Annotated in this window: 21 protein-coding genes and 1 pseudogene; 7 read left to right on the top strand and 15 right to left on the bottom strand. The window is 44.0% G+C overall.

The window, feature by feature from the left end:
- Nucleotides 1-88 precede the first annotated feature (88 nt).
- A complete protein-coding gene (gene ybaL, locus R2Q26_RS06115; RefSeq protein WP_317535464.1) occupies nt 89-1,798 on the bottom strand; it encodes a YbaL family putative K(+) efflux transporter in 1,710 nt (569 codons plus the stop codon).
- 358 nt (nt 1,799-2,156) lie between these two features.
- On the opposite strand from ybaL, the gene R2Q26_RS06110 reads away from it, so the two are divergent.
- The 3 genes from R2Q26_RS06110 to R2Q26_RS06100 all read left to right on the top strand — a co-directional run bounded on the left by R2Q26_RS06110 (nt 2,157) and on the right by R2Q26_RS06100 (nt 4,233).
- Nucleotides 2,157-2,681, top strand: coding sequence for a cytochrome P460 family protein (locus R2Q26_RS06110; RefSeq protein WP_317535463.1), 525 nt, complete (start codon nt 2,157-2,159; stop codon nt 2,679-2,681).
- Between the two features lie 188 nt (nt 2,682-2,869).
- A complete protein-coding gene (locus R2Q26_RS06105; protein WP_317535462.1) occupies nt 2,870-3,028 on the top strand; it encodes a hypothetical protein in 159 nt (52 codons plus the stop codon).
- Between the two features lie 254 nt (nt 3,029-3,282).
- On the top strand, nt 3,283-4,233 hold the full coding sequence (locus tag R2Q26_RS06100; RefSeq protein ID WP_317535461.1) for a L,D-transpeptidase family protein: 951 nt from the start codon (nt 3,283-3,285) through the stop codon (nt 4,231-4,233).
- 59 nt (nt 4,234-4,292) lie between these two features.
- Here R2Q26_RS06100 and R2Q26_RS06095 read toward each other — a convergent pair whose 3' ends face one another.
- The 7 genes from R2Q26_RS06095 to R2Q26_RS06065 all read right to left on the bottom strand — a co-directional run bounded on the left by R2Q26_RS06095 (nt 4,293) and on the right by R2Q26_RS06065 (nt 11,186).
- The gene (locus tag R2Q26_RS06095; protein ID WP_090572223.1) at nt 4,293-4,580 is read right to left on the bottom strand and encodes an Lpp/OprI family alanine-zipper lipoprotein; all 288 of its coding nucleotides are present in this window, start codon (nt 4,578-4,580) and stop codon (nt 4,293-4,295) included.
- A gap of 631 nt (nt 4,581-5,211) precedes the next feature.
- Complete coding sequence (locus tag R2Q26_RS06090) at nt 5,212-5,517, bottom strand: hypothetical protein (RefSeq protein ID WP_317535460.1); 306 nt, start codon at nt 5,515-5,517, stop codon at nt 5,212-5,214.
- Between the two features lie 115 nt (nt 5,518-5,632).
- Complete coding sequence (gene chrA / locus R2Q26_RS06085; RefSeq protein ID WP_317535459.1) at nt 5,633-6,982, bottom strand: chromate efflux transporter; 1,350 nt, start codon at nt 6,980-6,982, stop codon at nt 5,633-5,635.
- A 16-nt stretch (nt 6,983-6,998) separates the two neighbouring features.
- A complete protein-coding gene (locus R2Q26_RS06080) occupies nt 6,999-7,469 on the bottom strand; it encodes a hypothetical protein (RefSeq protein ID WP_317535458.1) in 471 nt (156 codons plus the stop codon).
- A gap of 42 nt (nt 7,470-7,511) precedes the next feature.
- Nucleotides 7,512-9,917: a penicillin acylase family protein gene (locus R2Q26_RS06075; RefSeq protein ID WP_317535457.1), complete on the bottom strand. Its 2,406-nt coding sequence runs from the start codon at nt 9,915-9,917 to the stop codon at nt 7,512-7,514.
- A gap of 21 nt (nt 9,918-9,938) precedes the next feature.
- Nucleotides 9,939-10,427, bottom strand: coding sequence for a DUF1499 domain-containing protein (locus R2Q26_RS06070; RefSeq protein WP_317535456.1), 489 nt, complete (start codon nt 10,425-10,427; stop codon nt 9,939-9,941).
- Between the two features lie 132 nt (nt 10,428-10,559).
- Complete coding sequence (locus R2Q26_RS06065) at nt 10,560-11,186, bottom strand: hypothetical protein (protein WP_317535455.1); 627 nt, start codon at nt 11,184-11,186, stop codon at nt 10,560-10,562.
- Nucleotides 11,187-11,328: 142 nt separating this feature from the next.
- On the opposite strand from R2Q26_RS06065, the gene R2Q26_RS06060 reads away from it, so the two are divergent.
- From R2Q26_RS06060 to R2Q26_RS06045, 4 genes and pseudogenes are all read left to right on the top strand, one after another.
- Complete coding sequence (locus tag R2Q26_RS06060; protein ID WP_317535454.1) at nt 11,329-12,102, top strand: glycerophosphodiester phosphodiesterase family protein; 774 nt, start codon at nt 11,329-11,331, stop codon at nt 12,100-12,102.
- On the top strand, nt 12,080-13,255 hold the full coding sequence (locus R2Q26_RS06055) for a glycerol-3-phosphate dehydrogenase/oxidase (RefSeq protein ID WP_317535453.1): 1,176 nt from the start codon (nt 12,080-12,082) through the stop codon (nt 13,253-13,255). Before R2Q26_RS06060 ends, R2Q26_RS06055 begins: the two co-directional genes overlap by 23 nt.
- Nucleotides 13,256-13,269: 14 nt before the next feature.
- A pseudogene (locus tag R2Q26_RS06050) lies at nt 13,270-13,941 on the top strand (FGGY family carbohydrate kinase).
- Nucleotides 13,883-14,761: an FGGY-family carbohydrate kinase gene (locus R2Q26_RS06045; protein WP_317535480.1), complete on the top strand. Its 879-nt coding sequence runs from the start codon at nt 13,883-13,885 to the stop codon at nt 14,759-14,761. The pseudogene R2Q26_RS06050 and the gene R2Q26_RS06045 overlap by 59 nt, the downstream one beginning before the upstream one ends.
- 169 nt (nt 14,762-14,930) lie before the next feature.
- On the opposite strand, the gene R2Q26_RS06040 is transcribed toward R2Q26_RS06045, so the two are convergent.
- The 7 genes from R2Q26_RS06040 to R2Q26_RS06010 all read right to left on the bottom strand — a co-directional run bounded on the left by R2Q26_RS06040 (nt 14,931) and on the right by R2Q26_RS06010 (nt 20,992).
- Nucleotides 14,931-16,325, bottom strand: coding sequence for a transporter (locus R2Q26_RS06040; protein WP_317535452.1), 1,395 nt, complete (start codon nt 16,323-16,325; stop codon nt 14,931-14,933).
- A 232-nt stretch (nt 16,326-16,557) separates the two neighbouring features.
- Nucleotides 16,558-17,049, bottom strand: coding sequence for a hypothetical protein (locus R2Q26_RS06035; RefSeq protein WP_317535451.1), 492 nt, complete (start codon nt 17,047-17,049; stop codon nt 16,558-16,560).
- An 18-nt stretch (nt 17,050-17,067) separates the two neighbouring features.
- A complete protein-coding gene (locus tag R2Q26_RS06030; RefSeq protein ID WP_317535450.1) occupies nt 17,068-17,769 on the bottom strand; it encodes a C39 family peptidase in 702 nt (233 codons plus the stop codon).
- Between the two features lie 17 nt (nt 17,770-17,786).
- Entirely contained in the window at nt 17,787-18,158 is a 372-nt protein-coding gene (locus R2Q26_RS06025; RefSeq protein ID WP_317535449.1) for a hypothetical protein, read from the bottom strand.
- Nucleotides 18,159-18,335: 177 nt separating this feature from the next.
- Nucleotides 18,336-19,208 (bottom strand): hypothetical protein, encoded by an 873-nt coding sequence (locus R2Q26_RS06020; protein ID WP_317535448.1) that lies wholly within the window; start codon nt 19,206-19,208, stop codon nt 18,336-18,338.
- 445 nt (nt 19,209-19,653) lie between these two features.
- Nucleotides 19,654-20,310 (bottom strand): response regulator, encoded by a 657-nt coding sequence (locus R2Q26_RS06015; protein WP_090571860.1) that lies wholly within the window; start codon nt 20,308-20,310, stop codon nt 19,654-19,656.
- Nucleotides 20,311-20,755: 445 nt separating this feature from the next.
- A complete protein-coding gene (locus R2Q26_RS06010) occupies nt 20,756-20,992 on the bottom strand; it encodes a hypothetical protein (RefSeq protein WP_317535447.1) in 237 nt (78 codons plus the stop codon).
- Nucleotides 20,993-21,014 lie beyond the last annotated feature (22 nt).

Below are 21,014 nucleotides of genomic sequence, written 5' to 3'. Positions count from 1 at the left end.
GAGACAGACCCTGGTTAGGGTGAGTGTTTTTCCAAACGATAATAGTTCTTCTTCAGAGTCAGGAACATTCGGATTTTGTACCCTATTCTTACCCAGAAGTTGTCGTTTGCGGGGTAAAGCGTTGCAGCACATGGCTCGTCATACCCTTGGCGAGTTCCTCTTCGCCAAAGAATACTGTGCCGATCCCCTCTTTCTGCAGGAGCTGTAACTCATCTTCACTATGAGTACGTAGCACGATTTCTATATTTGGATTGAGTGCGCGTGCAATTTCAGCCATTTGCCGCACATCGAGAGTATCTGGTATTGCAATAACCAGCATTGCCGCATTTGCAATATGTGCCTGGATGAGCACTGCTGGATCAGTCGCATTGCCCGATACAGCAACCACACCTTTTTTACGCAGATCCTCCACTTGTTCGCGGTTTTGTTCAGCAACAACATAGGGAATCTTGCTTTCATCCAGCGCCTTGGCGATGCGCCGTCCAACGCGTCCGTAGCCCACCAGCACCACTTGTCCTTCAAGATATTTTCGTTCTGTAGTTATCGGTAGCTCAGCGAAAGGATCCTCACGGCGTTCTAGGCGACGAGCCAATTCCGAGCGTTGGAGAACCCAGTTTCTGATCGGTGCAATCGCAGCAAACACAAATGGATTAAGTGCAATGGAGAACAGCGCTCCAGCAAGAACCAAATCCATTCCTTCGGTAGAAAGCAAGCCAAGAGACATTCCTAGTCCTGCCAGAATAAAAGAAAATTCACCGATCTGTGCCAAACTAGCGGCTACCATCAGTGCAGTATTAAGTGGATAGCGGAAAGTAAGAACAATTACCATTGCCGCGATAGATTTACCAATGATAATAATAGCAACGACCCCCAGCACATGCATCGGTTTCTCCATTAGTACCGCTGGATCGAAGAGCATACCCACTGAGACAAAGAAGAGCACTGAAAAGGCATCGCGCAGCGGCAGTGATTCTTCAGCTGCCCGGTGACTGAACTCAGATTCACGCATTACCATTCCAGCAAAGAAAGCACCCAGTGCAAAAGACACATTGAACAATGCTGCTGCACTGTAGGCGACACCGATCGCTGCTGCGATAACGGTTAAAGTGAAGAGCTCTCGCGAACCGATACTTGCGACCTGCCATAATAACCAAGGTAACATACGACGTCCGCCAATCAACATCAGGGCGATAAAAACTGAGACCTCAAGTAGTGTCTGTCCGATCGTGCGCCATAGCGGAATAGCTTCTTCGGTGGAGGTGATCGTTCCACCTAGCATACCCGCAAATGATGGTAATAGTACTAAAATCAATACAGTAGCAAGGTCTTCTACTACCAGCCAACCCACGGCGATACGCCCGTTCATGGTTTCGAGTATGCCCCGTACTTCAAGGGCTTTAAGCAATACCACTGTACTGGCACAGGACAGAGATAGTCCAAAGATCAAGCCGGCACCAAAATCCCAACCCCACCACGAGGCTATAATCATGCCTAGCGCAGTCGCCAATCCCATCTGGACTACAGCACCTGGTAGAGCGATACGCTTGACTGCCAGCAGGTCATCAAGAGAAAAATGTAAGCCTACACCAAACATGAGCAGCATGACCCCAATTTCTGACAACTGTGAGGCGATGCTTACATCAGCAACGAAACCTGGCGTTGACGGCCCAATGGCAATCCCTGCCAGTAGATAACCAACCAAAGCGGGAATCTTGAGTCGTTCAGCAATGAGGCCAAATATCAGGGCAAGACCAAATCCAGCAGCAATAGTCGTTATCAGTGAGATGTTATGTTCCATTCAGTTTACCTTTGTCTTTGTTATAGCGGCAGTAGTAGGTGAGTTTTTTAGTCGTTCTACAGTCAGTTCGGTGCGTAAAATCAATAGTCTTATTCTACAGTCTGACAAGCTTGTTAAGAGTCAGTCTTTTTAACTAAAAAGACTGTTGACTGGAAATTAATTAGGTATCTCATAGAATTATAATATCCGCTGATTACGGTTGGGTAATGCTAGTTTCTATTGTTGGATATTCTGCATATAATGCTTCAGGCTATGCAGAGGGCAAGAAATCCTTCCAAGGCTTTTCAGTATAGTTATTAAATAAATGATTCTACAGAGAAACTTCTTAACTATTAGGTACTACAAGCAAGGAGAGAAAATGAAGCATCGATTTAAACTCATTACCCTAGTCTGCACACTTTTACCCTTCTATGCCCATGGCGGAGGTGATCCTGATTTTGTCAAATTCCCTGAGGGTTATCAGCAAGCCTTTACACAATACGATACTGCCAATCGAGCCAATCAGAAGCAAGTAGCAAAATTCTATGCTAATGAGACTGCTATCGCGAGTTACAAAAAAGGCGCGGAAGCAGCGTCTGGGGCAGTAGTGATCATGGAGATATATGAACCTAAAAAAGATGCGGATGGCAAGATCATCTCTGGTAAAGACGGTATTTTTGAAATTGAAAAATTGGCAGCAGTTGCTGTCATGGAAAAAAGAAGTGACTGGGACAAAGCTTTCTCTCAGGATAACCGCACAGGTGACTGGGGATTTGCCGTGTATAACCCAGATGGCACGCCCAAAAGCAACGATCTGAATTGTGTTCAGTGCCATACTCCTTTGAAAAATCAGGACTATTTATTTAGCTTCCAGAAGCTAGTTGATTTTGCAAAGAAAAATTGATAGTTAATGTGAAATAAATACTATTGGTGATCTATGAACAGGCTGTGAGTTTTTAAAAACTTGCAGCCTGTTTTATTATCTGGCTTTGGATAATTATCAATGGAAGTAGCTAAAGTACTGAAGTATTGGTAATTTATTCCATTTCTAAATTGAACCTGATTTTATCAGCTTCATCTTGCCATATTATTATGAAATGTACTGATGCATTCAAAGGTGCTGCTGTATTTCATGCCACCATCGCTGCTGGGCTTGCCAAGTGGGTAGCGCTGATTGCCAGTAAATACCATTGTGCCCTGGTCGCACTGGGAGGAGATGATTTCATAATGAGCTTTTACTGCAGCTATTGAGCTAGCATCTTGCTGAAAATAGCCTAAAAGCATTATCCACTAAATAGTTATCACCTAATGACAATGCTATTTCATTGGGTCAAGCGTGGATAGTTGCGCAATGATATGAAACAATCGATGCTTGAAGACAGTCAATTGTTTGTATGCCATTTCTAATCAGAATTTTCAGTATCTGTTATAGTTAAGCATTTTGTCATTTGTAAATGTTTTCCTGTACGACCAGGAAGATGGATATATTTTTTGTGAGCTTGATTATGCGTAGCATTGCTATATTATTCTTTACTTTATTTACAGCGATATTGGCCCAGGCAGCAACCTGGGTATTACCCCCATCGGATATTGATATTTTTGGCCAAGTAAAGGTCGTAGCAGCGAACCGGGAGGAAACCCTGCTTGATATAGCACGCAGTTATAGTATCGGGCAGGACGCAATGGTGTTGGCCAATCCTCTTATTGATCGTTGGCTCCCTCCTGAAGGTGCCAAGGTTGTAATACCGGGTCGGCATATTTTTCCACAGGCTGAGCGGACAGGCCTGGTAATTAATCTACCTGAAATGCGACTTTATTATTTTCCCAAACCCAAAAAAGGGGAGAAACCAGTCGTCATTACTGATCCTATTAGCATAGGCAGAATGGATTGGCGGACGCCACTGGGAAGAACAACCGTCATCAGAAAACAAAAAGATCCTACCTGGATACCGCCTCAATCACTCAAAAAAGAGGCTATTGAATCAGGCGGTCCACCACTGCCGGATATTGTACCTCCTGGTCCGGATAACCCATTAGGTCGCTATGCGCTCTATCTGGGCACATCAGGTTATCTGATCCATGGCACTGATAGGGATAAAGCCTTTGGGATAGGTATGCGCGTTACTCATGGATGCATGCGCATGTATCCCGAAGATATCGAGAAATTGTTTGATCAGGTGCCTGTAGGAACGCCTGTTCAATTGGTCAATCAACCCATAAAACTTGGCTGGCTGGCTGATTCGTTGTTTATAGAATTGCATCCTCCATTAGAAGAAGACGAAAAGGAGTATGCCGATTATATGCAGAAAGTACGTGAAGCGATTGCCAGTTTTTTTGAGAAGAGTGCCAATAGTAAGAAAACAAATCAAGCTAGAGAAAATATTGTCATTGATGAAATGGCGCTTGAGCTGGCAGTATTTGAAAAAAGTGGTATTCCGGTCTTGATTTCAAAGTAAAATGCAATATGCAATAAAAAAAGCCCCGAATGGGGCTTTTTTTATTTAGCCAGCATAAATTATTTATGCATGGCTCGCTTGAACATGCGGTCAATTTTTGTTTCAGTTTCCATTGAACGTGCATTGGCTTCATTGGCAGTGCTGAGTGCTCTGTTTGCAGTATCTTTTGCTTCATTAGCAGTTGCTCTAGCTGCAGCTGCTTCTGACTTGGCAGCATTTGCATCTGCTTGAACAGCATTGAGTTGTGATTTTACTTCTTCGAGCTGCCCTGTGGTTGCACAACCAGATAATGCAACTAAAGCGCTTAGTGCTGCTACAGTAAATACATGTTTCATTTTCTTATTCATCTTCATCTCCTTACTGTTATTTGATTAAGACAAAACTCTAAATTCTCAGCATAAGTTGTTGTCCATTCAAGTTCATATCCAAAAATCTATGACAACACCGCGATGCTACCTGATTTCTTAAACAATATAAAGCGTGAATGTATCATATTTACCACAGTTTAATAATATTGAATTAGAATTTTGATTCAGTTAAATAAAGGTTTAACTAATAAATTGAATCTATACCAATATACTTAACATATGAATATCGTTAACGTAATAATTTTACATGGAATAATCAATAATTTAAAAATAAAACAAATCTCAACAGTAGCGGATAGAAGCAATGAATCAAACTAACTAGACTCTATTGTAAATTAATGCTAAAGAATTACAAATAAATAGACAATAATGCATTTGCATACATTTTATATACATTAGCAATAGGAATATCAAAAAATAATGATGCGATCTAGTTGCCTGCCTTGTTATGTTCCGATCCGATCAGGAGCTTTAACTAATAAATTGTATTTATGACAAAATTATTGCCATATGAATAATACTAAAGTAGTTATTCCGTTTCCAAATCAAACATGACATGAAGGCAAGACGCAGACAGTATAAATAATATGGCAAAGAGAAGCCGACAAGGTCAGGTTTGACTTTGAAATGGAATTAAAACCTTCAAGCCATCAAAGCCTTGCTCAAACAGAAACTCGAGTAAATTGGTTTCGATCGTCGTCAATGAATACATGAGCGAGGAAACACCGATACAATGAGACAGAATGATTGGTTCCCTGCCTCCTCCTCGATAACGTTTGAGGCGCAGGGAGACCCCGTCAGAGCAAGTAAAAAAATGGATTCCGGGTGTTCCTGTACACAATGTGTGCTGTGGCAGATGCGACAAATGGGGCTCATAGCGTTTAACCCTTATGACATTATTTTTCAATAACGACATGATTAGACACTTCTTGTGTGACTAAAAACTTCAGTATGAAAGTGATCCTTGTATAGCCATATTATGTGTTTGCAGTCTGATGGAAGGTGCTGCGCTTATTGCACCTCGCCCAAACTTACCCCAAAAAGATACTATAAACTAGGCCCATCAGGGCACATGCGCCAATCACATAAATGACATTGCGCTTGAAATAGAGCAACGCGATGCTGGCAACCAGTGTAATCAGCGCAGCTGGCCATTCGAATGAGGCTGAGAAACTTTGCGGCCACAGCACATGATAGGCGAAGAACAGTACCAGGTTCAAAATGACGCCAACCACAGCGGCAGTAATGGCGGTCAATGGGGCAGTGAATTTAAGGTTGCCGTATGTGGTTTCTACTAATGGTCCGCCGGCCAGTATGAATAAAAACGAGGGTAGGAAGGTAAACCAGGTTGCTACCACGGCTGCCGTAGCACCAGACAGGAAAGAGAGTTCAGTACCAAACAGCGTATTTGTATAACCACCGATAAAGCCGACAAACGCGACTACCATGATGAGTGGGCCGGGGGTGGTTTCACCGAGTGCCAGGCCATCGATCATTTGAGCAGGATTCAGCCATCCATAGTATTCCACTGCGCCTTGATAGACATAAGGCAGGACTGCATAGGCGCCACCGAATGTCAGTAAGGACGCTTTAGTAAAAAACCAGCCCATCTGAGTCAGCGTGCCATGCCAACCAAATTGACTGAGAAGCAATGCCATCAGCACAATCCATAGCAAGGCGCACACTGTGATTACAGTGATCAGACGTGACCAGCGGAAACGGGTGTGCTCAGGCAGGGGGGTGGTATCGTCGATGATGGCCGGGTCGTATGATCGATTAAGCTTACTGTGGCTTGTGCCTACTATGAACTGAGCCGGTGCCATATATCCCCCGATATAGCCGATCAGCGCGGCAGTCAGCAGAATCGACGGGAATGGTACTTGGAAAATTGCTATGGCGACAAAGGAAGCAACAGCGATAGCCCATAATCCAGGATTTTTGAGTGTACGCAATCCGATTCGATAGGCGGCTTGCAGAACGATAGCGGTTACTGCAGGCTTGATACCATAAAACAGTCCGGCCACGAGGGAGATATGACCAAAAACAAGGTAGAGCCAGGATAAGACAATCAGGATGATGAGCGACGGCAAAACAAACAATACGCCCACGACGATGCCGCCCCAGGTTCTATGCATGAGCCAACCGATATAGGTCGCGAGCTGCTGGGCTTCTGGACCGGGTAATGCCATGCAGTAATTGAGCGCATGCAGAAAACGCCTTTCACTGATCCAGTGTCGTCGCTCAACCAATTCCGTATGCATGATGGCAATCTGTCCTGCCGGTCCGCCGAAACTGATCCAGCCCAGTTTAAACCAGAACAGCCATGCTTCACGCAAGCTGATTTTATCAGGCAGCGTATTTTTGTCAGAAACAGCAGCCATGTCGCCTGATTTTTTATCAATGATGTTTATGATGAGCAGGGTGGGCTTCAGCCTCGGCGGGTAGCTGGGTCGTTCCGATCTGATAGGAAGCATGGCAGGTGACACAGTGTTGCATGGTAGTGCTTAGCTGGAGCAGGGTATGCTTGGGATTTTTCAAAGTTTCTACATCGGCTGCAATTTGATCAAAACTTTGGTGTACTGACATGCCAAGCTGCATGAAATCCTTCGGTAGCACGGAACGTAAATGATTCTCTCCCTTATGCGTCATGTCCATGCCCAGCATACGGGCGTGGCGAGCGACTGCCATCATATCCTCTTCCGAAAGCGCTTGGAGTATCTGCTGTGTGCCAAGCAGCAAGGCACGCATCTCGGTCAGAATGTGATTGCGTTGCATTTCGTTGAGTGAGAGTATTTTACGTTCATCAATATCTTTAGCCATGACTGTAGTTACACTCAGGCACAATACAAGCGCATAAATCTTTTTCATTGGGATCTCCTCCAGGCTTAATAATTAATACGAACAATAAAGTTATTGGCTGATTTTGAGTGGTAGTAAAGAGAGTGTGCGTTCAGGCGGCCCAGGCAAAAACGCCGTGGCCTTGCCAGCTACCCAATCAGCATGACCGCTGCCGTAGTAGGGTGAGAGCGGGTGTCCGCTTTGTCCTCCAGGCATCGAAAAATAGCCTTGCTCTTCCTCGCCCGGTGCAACCACAAAACGCTGTGAAGCACCAAAATTGGGTGACTGGATGCGTGGCATATAACTATCGCCCGGCAGTGGATCATGGGGCATATCTAGCCACTGAGCGATAAATCCTGGCAGTACACGGCTTAATGGATGCTGGATCTTTGCAGTGTTCTGTTCACCCCACGTGCGCGCAGAGATCCCACCTGGTTGAGCCTGCATCTCGACAGCAATACGTTGTGCACAAGCTTCAAGCAGTTGATTCCAATTGGCGTATTCCGGTGATAACAGATGCAGAGGGCGTTGCTCAATTAACATCCAAACGGCATGTTCGATCTGAGCTAGTCGTGGGAATAAGAAATCTGGATGATGACGTCGTACTTCAGCAGCAAAATTATCCAGAATGTTACCGATGACTTCTTGACGAAACGTACGCACTATACGGTAGGCCGCAGAGTTGATAGAGGCATGACCATCCCAATCATGTAGTGCTTTTTGCATTTCTGTACGCCAGGTAGAGGAAGGCACCTGATCTAATGTTCGTTCAAGCAATTGCCGCCAGCGAGAAAGAAACAAGGCGCGGTCATCTAACTGAATCAAGAAAAAATCAATGGGTGTGAAATGTTCAATTTTCTGCAAATTGTCACGGATCTGCCGGGCGCGTGCGCCGAGTTCATAGCCACCATCACCAAGATGTTCGAACATGACGCCATCGACCATTCGTCCATTACCACTCCACAGGCGCTGCTCCTGTGGATTGCTGATCACTGGATATTTTGCCGCTTCGAGCCAACCATACCAGCCGATATTTCCTTCACTCCAGTCCGCTGGTTCGCTTGGATTGTAATGCCCCTTACGTAATGGGATGCGTCCCGCGATTGTCCACGCGATATTACCATCGCGATCCCCAACAATGAAATTTTGTGCGGGAATACCTGCATGCTGGGCAACTACAATAGCCTTGTCTACTGTTTCCACTTGTTCGAGCTCGATCAGATCCAGATTGACCGAACCTACCTGATAGGCAGCCCAGACCAGCGCCAGCGGTGTGCCATCATGATCGCTTGCCAGTATCGGTCCCCATTCGGTTTCGCGAACCTCAATCGTTTCGTCTGGTGCGCCACGCACATGCAGTGTTTCACGGTGGACTGTGACTGGTTTCCAGCCCTTGGTACTACGATAACGCGATGGATCTGCTGGATCAATCATTACCCGTACCCAGTCAGCCGTGTCACCGTAGCTGTTGGTAAAACTCCAGGTAATATGGCGATTGGAACCTACAACAATCGCAGGTGTGCCGGGCAAACTCACGCCACTGGTATCAATGAAGCTATCGGGTCGTTGGGAATGTAGATAAATAATGCGCGTGCGGAACCATAAGCTCGGCGTCCGTAACGGGAGATGCATATCATTGGCTATCAGCGCAGCATTCCCAGCCAGTGAACCGGCTACTGCGAAACTGTTGCTACCTGGCGCTTCATCATGCTGATCATTCCTATGATGCTGTAAATTGCGCTTCAGGTCGGGACCATGTTTGCGCAAATCGAGTTCTTCGCTGGAAGGAGGTTGTGGCCACTTAAAAGGAGCACCGACCAGCGGTGCATCCCATTCACCCCCGCTTGCGGTTAAAAATTGGTAAACAGTTTCGGGTAAACCGGCACGCAATGTGGAAAGTTGCAGCTCACGCTGAAAGGTTGATTCTTGCAAAGTAAAATACATTGATATGACCACTAGTAGAGTGTCTTCACTGTGCCAGGTATGCGGTTGAGCGCGTGTCAGCAGATAGGGAAAAGGACGCACTGCCAGTGCAGCCAAACCTTCATTTACGCCATCACGATAAGCATCAATCAAGCGGCGCTGGTTTTCAGGTAGCTCGGTCAACATTGCTGTGGCACGGGCGCGCATACGATGTCCCCGTGCTTTGCGATCGGCTGGCAGCGCTGCCGCACCAAATAACTCAGCCAGCTCTCCTGCGGCACTACGGCGCATAAGATCCATTTCAAAAAAACGCTCTTGAGCGTGAACATAACCGAGGGCTCTAGCGAGATCAAGACGATCCTGCGCGTGTACGGTTACACTTCCCAACGCATCCCGCTCGATTCCTACTGGTGCGGAAAGACCAGGAATATGCGCTTCTCCATTATATTTTGGCAAGCTGCCTTGTAATAGCAGCCAGAATGCGCCTGCCAACCCTAGCACCAGAAAAAGCAGCGCGAGCAGGAGCCAGCGAATCAGATTAACTCGACGAGCCATTTCACCCACCGTTTGCCGTTATTAGGACGATTGAAGCTGTGCGCGTATTGCTTCAATTCGTTTGCGATTCACGGATAAATCACTTTTCCCTAAGCGAGAAGCTGAGCGCACTTGAATTACATTGTCAACTGGATCAAACCAGAATTCGGCATCATCCACGAATTTCATGATTTTGGTGGTAAATTGAACATAGAGGTAATCCTCATTGCTTTTGATGATTTTTGCGCCTTCCATGCTTTTGACAATACTGCGTATGCGGGCTAATGTAGTCGTTGCATCGTCGATAATCGGCAAGGGTTCGATGCTGGCGTAAAGAAGTTGTGGATGATCGGGATAAAGTGCTGCCTGGCTGGATATACTATTGGGCGTCATGGCAGGCGGTTTAAGCCTGCCATCATGGACACCTAGATCAGTCGGCGCCGTTCCTTTGAGCATACCAAACTGACCTGCCAGCACTACTGCAATGACTATTAATAAAATAATGAACAGCGCCCATTTGATGAGTATCATAAAAGTATCCTATTTGATACTGATGTAAAACTGATAATTTATCAGAAATGTAAATATATTAAATAAATTGGACCAGATCGCATTGTAATGATTCTGATCAGTATCACTTGCGTATTATATATTTTCTATTTTTTAAGATCGGCGCATTCTTCGCCAGATTCCTATTGCTAACAAGCCCGCTGCTATAAACCAGATTCCATACCGTTTCATCCATTCAGTCGGATTTTTTTGGACAAAGGTTTGTATCTCAGCGAGATCAACAATTTGTTGGCTTTCCTGTCTGCTATCAATGGCTTTCAGATGAAGCCGAAGCGTGAGTGCTTGACGATTCGGTGATAAAGGGGTGATTTTCCAGGACCAGAGCGTTTTGCCACGAGCGGAAAAAAGCTGCACTTGTGGCCCTGGATTGTCAATATGAAACCCGTTCCCGACAATTTCTGCTTGCATGCTGGAAAGCACCTTGCCGCTAATACCCTGCATGGCAACACCATGGGGAGACTTGGCTACAATGTCAGTGATGCGTTTTGCTAACGCATCACTATCCAGTTGAAGCGTAATATCAAAAGGCGTGAATTGCACTACTTCTGCAGGTAACGCGACAGCCGTACTTTCAACGGGTAATTTCATCATGATGATGGGAGGAAACTGTTTTTCTCCAACCATAGCGTGTGCAAGAAAATTTAATATATAGGGTATGAAAAGAAGAGCTGCCAATATGGCAGGAAGGAGCATATTGAAACTGATAGCAAATTTACGCATTATTTTTCCCAGCGAGTTCATAAATTTCTATATTATTTTATGGATTTTATCATCTATTTTTGCAGTCAAATCTTGATTGATCGCTATGATTTAAAATGCAGAGTAGACTCTGATCTACATTATTTGCAGGAAAACTTAGCCTATGACTGAACAAAATATTCCTTATCTCATCGCTCATCGTGGTTATCCTGCGCGCTATCCCGAGAATAGTCTCGCTGGGCTTAAGGCTGCGATGCTGGCTGGAGCATGTTTTGTCGAGATCGATATCCAGTTAAGTGCTCGCCGAACCCCTTACTTATGCCATGATGATCATCTCAGACGCTTGACGGGTAGTGATCACTGGTTGACTCAGCTTGACGATGAAGTCATTAATACGCTTTCAGTACCTTACCCAGGTTTTAATCTTACTAGCCCACCAGAAACAGAACCATTGTCTGATTTGGACGCTTTCTGTCAGCTCTTACAGGAGCGACCGAGGGTAACCGCATTTGTCGAAATAAAATCGGAAAGCCTTGCTAGATTTGGTTTGACGGCAACAATGGATATCATTCTTGAAGTCATTTATCCATACATCAAGCAATGTGTCTTGATTTCATTTGATTCACAAGCAGTAGCGTTTGCAAGGAAGCAAGGCGCTGAGCGGATTGGCTGGGTCATCCCTAAACGGGATCAAGAACATGCGGCTATCGCCCAGCAACTGACACCAGAATTTCTGTTTTGTAACACCAAACGTCTGCCACAGAGAACTGAGAGACGATGGCAAGGTCCTTGGCAATGGGTTATCTATACGGTCAATGATAGTCGCACGGTACTCAAGTATGCGGATGAGGGAATTCCTCTGATTGAAACCGATACCATTGGCACATTGTTACAACATCCGATCCTAAAAAGAAATGCCTGCCTTCAATCACTATGACATTGTTATCGTGGGTGGCGGGATTCAGGGTGCCGCTGTGGCGCAGGCTGCCGCAGCACGTGGCTACACCGTTCTGGTGCTGGAAAAAACCGCACTGGCTGCCGCTACTTCCAGCCGTTCCAGTAAATTGATTCACGGTGGTCTACGCTACCTGGAAAATGGCCATTTTGCACTCGTCCATGAAAGCTTGCGGGAGCGATCTGAGTGGCTGAGATTAGCGCCTTCCCTAGTCAGATTGAGCCCATTTTATATTCCCGTTTATCGGGAAACATCTCGCAGCTCGCTGGTAATACGTGCTGGCCTCAGTCTGTATGCCTTGCTGGCTGGTGGGGGCAGTTCAGCGCGTTTCCGCTCTGTTCCCAAATCGGAATGGGAACAACTGGACGGCCTGACAACTGAGGGATTAAAGCAAGTTTTTCAATACTGGGATGCTCAGACTGATGATCGGCTTCTGACACAGGCACTGATGCATTCTGCGCAGTCATTGGGGGCAGAATTGCTGTGCCCTGCTGAATTCATTCATGCCACCCTCTCTTCATCAATGTGTGAAATTGACTATCTGCAAGGAGACAGAATAAATTACTGCAGGGCAGCAGTGCTGGTGAATGCTGCCGGTCCATGGGTTAACAAGGTACTGCATCGGATCGATCCTCTGCCAGTGGAATACCCAATTGATTTGGTGCAAGGAACCCATCTGGTGCTGGAAGGTTGTCTAAACAGGGGGTGCTATTATCTGGAGTCTCCTGCAGATCGAAGAGCAGTCTTCGTGCTGCCATGGTATCAGCATACCCTGCTAGGGACGACCGAAACTCTATTTAATGGCGATCCGGAAGAATCATATCCATTAGTTACGGAAGAGACTTATTTATTAGATTGCTTTCATCATTATTTTCCAGAAAGAAATAGGGTCGTCAGAGAAAAATTTTCTGGTTTGCGCGTGCTGCCCGCGAGTCAAGGGGCTGCTTTTCGTCGCTCCCGAGAAATTCATTTGCAGTGTGATTCGCCTCAGAACCCACGTCTCGTCAGCATCTATGGTGGCAAGCTGACAGTGTGCCGTGCAACTGCACAAAAAGTGCTGCATACCATTATGCCAACATTACCTCATCGCACGCCCAAAGCGGATGTTTCCAGATTGATGCTTGAATCTCCATAAGAGAACACCAAGTGATGTCCAATTTCCATACTTTGGCTATTGATCAGGGTACGCATATGACACGTGCTCTATTATTTAACGAGAAAGGGGAGGCAGTCGCAACATTTACCCGGAAAATTGCGATATATCAGCGTAACCCGATGGAGGTGGAGCAGAGTCCCGATGAGATCTTAAGCTCTGTCCGGCAGGTTGTCGCTGAGTCTGTGCGTTACGCTAACAAACATTCGCTCATGATCAAACGAGCAGGTCTTGCCACGCAGCGTTCAAGTGTGGTCGCCTGGGATCGAGAAACCGGCTAGGCCTTAAGTCCTGTGCTCAGTTGGCAAGACCGCCGTGCAGCAGCTTGGCTAACTTCATTTAGTTCACACGAACAAGCTATCGTGCAACGTACAGGACTACGTCTTTCACCACATTATGGTGTGAGTAAATTGCAATGGCTCAGACAAACACTCCCTTCAGTCATTAGAGCGGAACAACAATCTCGTCTTGCGCTGGGTCCTTTGGCAAGCTTTTTACTCTTTCATCTGCTGGAACAAGCTCCTTTTGTCATTGATCGTGCCAATGCTGCGCGCACACTGTTATGGAATCTTGCGGATTGCAACTGGGATCCCTGGTTGATGCAATTTGATGCAATTGTTTGGTATTCCACAATCCATTCTGCCCCTGTGTTGCCCTATCCGTCATGAATATGGCTACTTGACCGGCTACTCTATTCCTTTGACGGCAGTTAACGGCGATCAAACCGCAGCACTTTTTGCTACCACTGCATTTGCGGAAAGCAGAATATTGGTCAATATCGGAACTGGTGCGTTTATCCTGCAACCAACGGGCCAAATGTTATATCGTCATCCCAGATTGCTGAGTGGAATAGCCGATAGCGCTGCTGAACAAACTAGTTATACGCTGGAGGGAACCGTCAACAATGCAGGCAGCGCGTTGGATTGGGCTCGTGCAAATTGGCACATTACTGATTTGTACTCTCAGCTTGAACAGGGATTAATGGTGATTCATGATCCACCGTTGTTTTTGAACAGTATCAGCGGATTGGGATCACCCTGGTGGCAGGAAGGTCCAGAACCACAATTAGTCGATCTTGATGGAAATATCATCGCAAGTGACACTTTGCCGCGCATGCTAGTGGCAGTTACCGAAAGCATTCTTTTTATGATTCAGGCTAATTTGGATGCATTAGCAGAAATAGACGATAAATACAATGAGTTGGTTATTAGTGGTGGTTTGGCGCAATCGAATGCACTGTGTCAGAAACTGGCTAATTTATCCGGTTTTACGGTTCATCGACCGGTGTCGGTAGAAGCGACCGCACGCGGTATTGCCTGGCTTGCAGCCGATAGACCGGCAGATTGGTCAATTTTGCAGGAAACCAGTTTCTATCCTTCCCAGGAATCGCATGAGCAAGATTCGGGGTTAACTAAACGATATCACCGATTTCTCCATATTCTGGAAAAGAAAATAAAAAATAGAGGAGATCTTGTCCGCTTTGAGTAACGGAGTATTCTAGTGTTTAATTGCATTAATTCATTATAAGTTTTCTGAGGTTTATATCTATAAAAAACAACTGGTTAACTAAGATAATAAAATAACTTATTTTTGCAATTAAACACTAGGTTCCAGGCGGTAACTGAGATATACTTAGGAACTGCTACTCATGCCGAAATTAAAAAATTATCGGTACTCGGAAAGTAAGGCTTACATCTTGTGCATTATCTGTCGCACCTATCCCCACGGATAAATTGAAGTTAGTTTTTTGGGTATATCTAAATGCGTAACCTAGTAGCAATTGCCCAATGTCCAGCGCACTACCTCCGACTTTATGATGATTAACCCGAGTATTAAAGAAATGTCGATGAGAGTAGCCTAAGTTAAAGGATGATCGTTCATTAATGTTAAATGCCATGCCAAAAGTCATCCCTACTGCATCGCCCGGATCGACTTTATTACCATTTCCGCTTGCATTCGTGGTATAGGTGTATTGGATATTGCCGAAGAATACTGCGGGATCGGTTGGGTAAAGCGCAGTAATACTTGGCTGGAAACTAAAAAAACCTGCTCCTGTTGGGACTTCTGTAGGGAATGCGGCACCAGGCACTTCTTGTGATTGTACTAAATCGATTTTAAAGGGACTGGTTCCTGTAGGCATCGTTGATACCATATTAGCAACCAGAATGGGCCAACCACCAGCACCCTCAGTAAGCTGATAACGGGCTGTAAGCTCAACATCACCGATATTATTTCCGGTAGCATCAAACGTTTCATTGATAGCAGAACCAATACTTACAGGGCGGGAGCGCTGGATATCAGCTCGATACACATAAGGAACCCTGGCTTCAAATTCCAGACGATTAGTTGCCCCATAGCGGACTCCAAGGCTAGCAAAAAGACTGTGCCGAGTAATGTCACGAATATCGATAAGCCCCACTGCAATTGCCGGTATAAAAGTAAATGCATCCAGAAAGACGCGATTGTTATCAGAAAAAGAATATGCCAGGGCAGGTTCAACAACAATATTTCCTTTTCTGGTTAAAACCCCGCCTACTGTTTCACTCAGCCTGGGCATTTCGGGAGGTCTGTGCTCTTCTGATTTGGGCGGTGCTTGACCAACAGGTCCAGAGGGTGATGGGTTCGGTGATACAGGTTTTTCTTCGGTTGCTGCAGTCTTTTGTGGAGGTGAACTGGGTGGTGGACTTGGTTCAGCCGATGTGCTTGAGGGTTGTGCAGAAAGCGCATCCAGCTGTTTTCTTAAACGCTCTAGTTCCTTGCCCTGCTCGTCAAGTAATTGGCGTTGTCTTTCATACTTTTTTTCCTGCTCAGCAAGAAGCTGTTTATATTGCTGTAATAAGACCGCATTCTGGTTTGTTTCAGCAAAACTTCCATTTACGAAAAAAAGACTAAAGATCAAAATAAAGGATTTAGTTTTTCCAAATAAACGTAAATTTTGATAGCTATACTTTTTTCTAATTTTATTTGTTTTTTTTTTCATTTTTAAAATGATGAAAATTAAGCAAATAAAGCAGATGTATGATAAATATCTGGGATAGTCGTTTGTTATCAAAAGCTTCCTCCCTTTAGTAATGAGTACTTTACGGGGTTTAATCAAAGCTAGCTACAAAATTTTTACGCTGCTCATCTTAAGAAGATATAAATTATTAATATGCAAAATAGATTGAATAGAAAATGTAATGGCATTTAAAAAATAAATAAGCCAATTATTTGTAGGCACAAAAAGAGCTTTTCTTTATTAGACAGAATTTCGTATCCAGCTCAAACATAATAGCGGGATGCTGTTAGCGTAAATTAGGCAAAATAAAATCGATACCTGTGTGATTATGGTTTAACTGCAAATTCTGCAAATTACCTATTTCGATGTTAATTTGATTGATAGTCTTGATTGCCTGGTCATCTAAACTATTCTGAATCACAGTACCCAAAGTTGAACCTATTGAGTCTGGAGCGAGATTAGAGTCACCATGCTGTAACAAAACAGCATTTTCAGGAAACTGAAAAAAGGAAGAAAATAATTGTGCATCATTTGAGAGAATCATTCTTTCTAAGCTAAAATTTATGATCATTCCATTGGGGAGGGTAAATCCACCTCTTAATTGTGCTAACTCATCGTCGGTTGCTCGAATCCAATTAGCATAGAGGTCATTGGAAGCTGGCTTGTTTAATGCTTCATCTGCCAATGCTGGAGAGGCAAAACTTGAGCTCACAAGCATGGCTGATAAGGATAGAACCTTCAATATTTTTCGCTGAATGCTTAATTGATTGATGTTCATTTTAATAATCTCATGTAATTAAAAATCAAAAGCACCTGGTACTTGACCACGCATCAAAATATGGTATTCAGCTAAACTGCTGCGATCGATTCCATTACTCAGCGGTGCCAGTCGAGCATTCCACTCACTTTCGCTTTGAAAATTACCATTTCCACTACCTTTGTCAGCATGGATTAAAAACAGAACTCCGTTTTCCCACATTTTTTCAAATTTGTCGCGCGGTATGATGCTGACGCCTTTTGCGGGGTCACCCACTAGGATAGTTTGTGCAGTGACACCCTTAATAATCACGAAATGTAAATAACCTTCTGTATTGATAATAGTAATAGCGGGACTGTTAGCGGTTATTAATTGATCTAGATTTATTTTGAATCCGTCGGACTGGTAGCCACGTCTTTCCAGATAGTTTTTCATGTCCAGCAGTGAAAAACCTAGTACTTTGATTTTTTCTTGATCACCATGCTGGAACATGTCAACAAATACACTTTGCTCATTGACCTTGTCGTTATAGTGGAAAGTCAGCAGACTTGCTAATGCTGCCGAGCCACAGCTGTAGTCAAATTGCTGTTTGTAAACAGTTTTAAATTTCATCTCTGCGAAGCTCTTCACTGAGACATTAAAGTTTCCTCCTCCTGCAATTCCATTAAGATCAAGAGAGCTGGCGTTGCCACAAACTGCAGCCAAACTGAGCAAAGCATATTTAGTTAAGAAACGCTTCATATCATTGCCTTTCGCCATTAAGGCATGATGGTGACATTCACGATCGTTGAATCCTGAATGAGTACATTGTTGCCAGTGTTTTGAATCACGGAGAACATGCCGGCTGAATTTGCAAAGGCACCGTGGTCAATAATATTGGCGCCTGTGACATTATGATTCGCTATATTGCCCGTTAGGGCTGCTTGCAAATTCATGTCATTAATAGTGGTCAAATCAAATCCACCCCGTGCCCTTTGATTTTCCAGTTCTTCTAACATGACAACCTCAATTTGCGAAAGGAATGTTTTATTTTGCTGGTGATGCGTTAAATCGGCTCTGGTTGCCAGGCTTTGTAATCCAACAAGCAGGAGGAGCGAAGATACGCAACGCTTTAAAATAAAAGTTTCCATGATTGTTAATCCTTTTTAACGAGACCAGTGAGTGATTAGGTACCCACTGGTAGGTCATACTGAGGATGGAGGATACGTAACGCTTTAAAATAAAAATTTTCATAATTATTAATCCTTTTTTACGAGGCCAGTGAGTGATTAGGCACCCACTGGCAAGTCATACTGAGTTAAGAAAAGTTAATGAGGATTAACAGTTACGTTTCCTTGAAAAGACACTTCTTGCTGGGCCAAAGAGCCGTTACCTGAGTTTTGTACATTTTGATTAATGCCGGCAGAGCCATTGAACGCATTCGCCAAGTGGTTACCAACTGGTAAATTGGCAGCAAGAGCTGCTGAGTGGTTTTGTGCAGTAGCACTAGCACCTTGACCAGTGACAGTTCCTGACAGGGAAGAAATATTTACTTTGAACTCGGAGCGAGCATCTCCGCTATTAGAAGCGGCACTGCCAGTTCCAATAGCATTAGGGTTCATAAGAGTGTTAGTAGCAGTACCATTACCGCCTACTGCTGCAGCTTTATCATGAGCATCGGCTTTGGTAGCGTTAGTGTGAGTAGTAGTCGTTGCGTCACCATCACGACCAACTGCTGCTGCTTTGTCATTAGCATGAGCACTGCTGTTCATTTTGGTAACGTTAGTCGAAGTGGTTGCGTCACCATCACGGCCAACTGCTGCTGCTTTGTCATTAGCTTTAGCCGAGCTATTTACTTTGGTAGCGTCAATAGTAGTCGTTACGTCACCATCACGGCCAACTGCTGCTGCTTTGTCAGTAGCCTTAGCCGAGCTATCTACTTTGGTAGTGGTATCGTTATCATTTTTGGTCACATCGACCGCTTTATTGAAGCTATCATTAACTCTTACATTTTTGTCATTTCTGGTGGCGTCGATGGCTCTATTAAAGCTATCTGTTATGTTGTTAGTGACTGGCTTAGGGGTAGGAATTGGCTGTGTTTGACTATTTCCCGAAGATGGGGTTGCTGCAAAAGCTTGACCTGAAGTACCGAAAATAAGAAGAATGCTGGCAATCATGATTTTTTTATTAAATTGATTCATTTTATTTCTCCTTAGAAATTGAATTTCTAGTTCTATTAGAATGGTTTTGCTTCACCATCATCTGGTTTGGCGATTACATTCTGGTATGGCAAGCAATAAAAAAAAATAAGCGCTAGCCTTAATTTCCTATAAGGAAAATCTTTAAAAATGAAGTAATTGATTATTGCGAAACTACTGTAGCGTCAGAGTAGGTATTTCTGGGCTTGAGGAAACTTTGTTACGACGGTTGTGCTGCGGAAACCTAGATATGATCTCTGGAATCAAGATAAAGTTAAGCGACATCATCAACTTACTATGAAACAAGTTGCCATTGGCGGCTTAAGGTGTGACAGATATTTGGACGACAAATGCCTTTGGTTTGCTTACTTTATTGAGGTTAGTTTTGCCAGAGAATTGGAAGCACCCGCGCTCCTCTAATATTAGGAAATAATGGGGATGGTAAGCGTTACGCTTGAATGACATTACAGTTAATAGCGAGACGAACAAGTTGAGATCTATTTTTTAATTTTAATTTCTTCATGATGCTTGCCTGATGGACACCAACAGTTTTTGGACTGATAGAAATCATTTCTGCAATTTGCACTACTGAATTTCCCTCCGCTATTAGTTTAAATAACTGGAATTCACGTTTGGAAAGCACATCCAGGGGATTTTCAGAAGGTTTGCCGCCCCATTTATCAGTAAGTAAATTAGAAGCCAACTCTTGATCGATATAGACGTGCCCCTCACTTACCTTGCGAACCGCTTTTAGCAATTGTTCGAGGTTACTTTGCTTGGTAATGTAGCCGGTTGCTCCCATATTCAGCGCGCGCTGGACCATGATTTCATTGCTGTACATGCTGAATACTAGAATATTGGCAGCTGGATTTTTTATTTTGATACGATGAATAGTCTCTAATCCATCTATTCCTTGCCTGTCTAGATTTAGATCAATAATGGTCACATCGGGTTTATGCTCTTGATGAAGGAGACAGCCAGTTTCTCCATTATCGGCATCAGCTACTACATGAATATCTGCCGTACTTTCGAGTAGACGGCGATATCCATTGCGTACTACTGGATGGTCATCAATTAATAAAACTGTAATTGGCTTTTCTCTCACAATTCGAGCCCCTCTACTGTTTTCAGTGGAAGCCTAACGTGAATTTTTACACCATTCACTGCTGAGCTTGGTGAAGTTAGTCCACTATATCTCATGATCACTTATACTTATTTTAATTTTTACGTTTCTAAAGTCTTAACCCACAGGCGGATTCAAGGTTGAATCTGCCTGCAAAGATATACTAAGTAACCTTAGGTTGTGAATCATGACTCAAGTGAGTTTAATTATGGTTTGGGTATATTTTGGGGCATTGGGCACAGTAATAAAATAAGTATAGAGTTTAATTTTATCTAAGGAAATTCCTTAAGAGCGTAATAAGCGAGGTAAGAATACTAGATGACTGGAGAAAATAGTCTTCTTGCAATGGAAGCTAAAATCAGAGTTTAGAATATAAAAACAAAAATGTGCGTAGAATTATTTATATTTCATATAAATGGCATTGCAACTAATTTGCAACCGATAGCAGGGGAGTGAGTTGGATGGAATGGACTGCAATTTTAGTTTTTTCTCCTACGACTGTGATGAAAGACGCTAGTTTTAGTGCGGATAGAAAATATTGCATTTCCGCAATTTGTATGAATGAATTTCCTTCCGCTATAAATTTTGAATATCTGGAATTCTCATGTGGTAAACGCATTTGATAGCTGGCGCGTACTACAGGATGATTATCCATCAGTATCATTTAGCGACTCATTTGAGCCGAG

Origin of the sequence: Nitrosomonas sp. Is37, from assembly GCF_033063275.1 — a bacterium.
Classification (GTDB): Bacteria; Pseudomonadota; Gammaproteobacteria; order Burkholderiales; family Nitrosomonadaceae; genus Nitrosomonas.
Note: the sequence above shows the minus strand (reverse complement) of the source record. Positions and strands in the feature narration are given on the sequence as shown.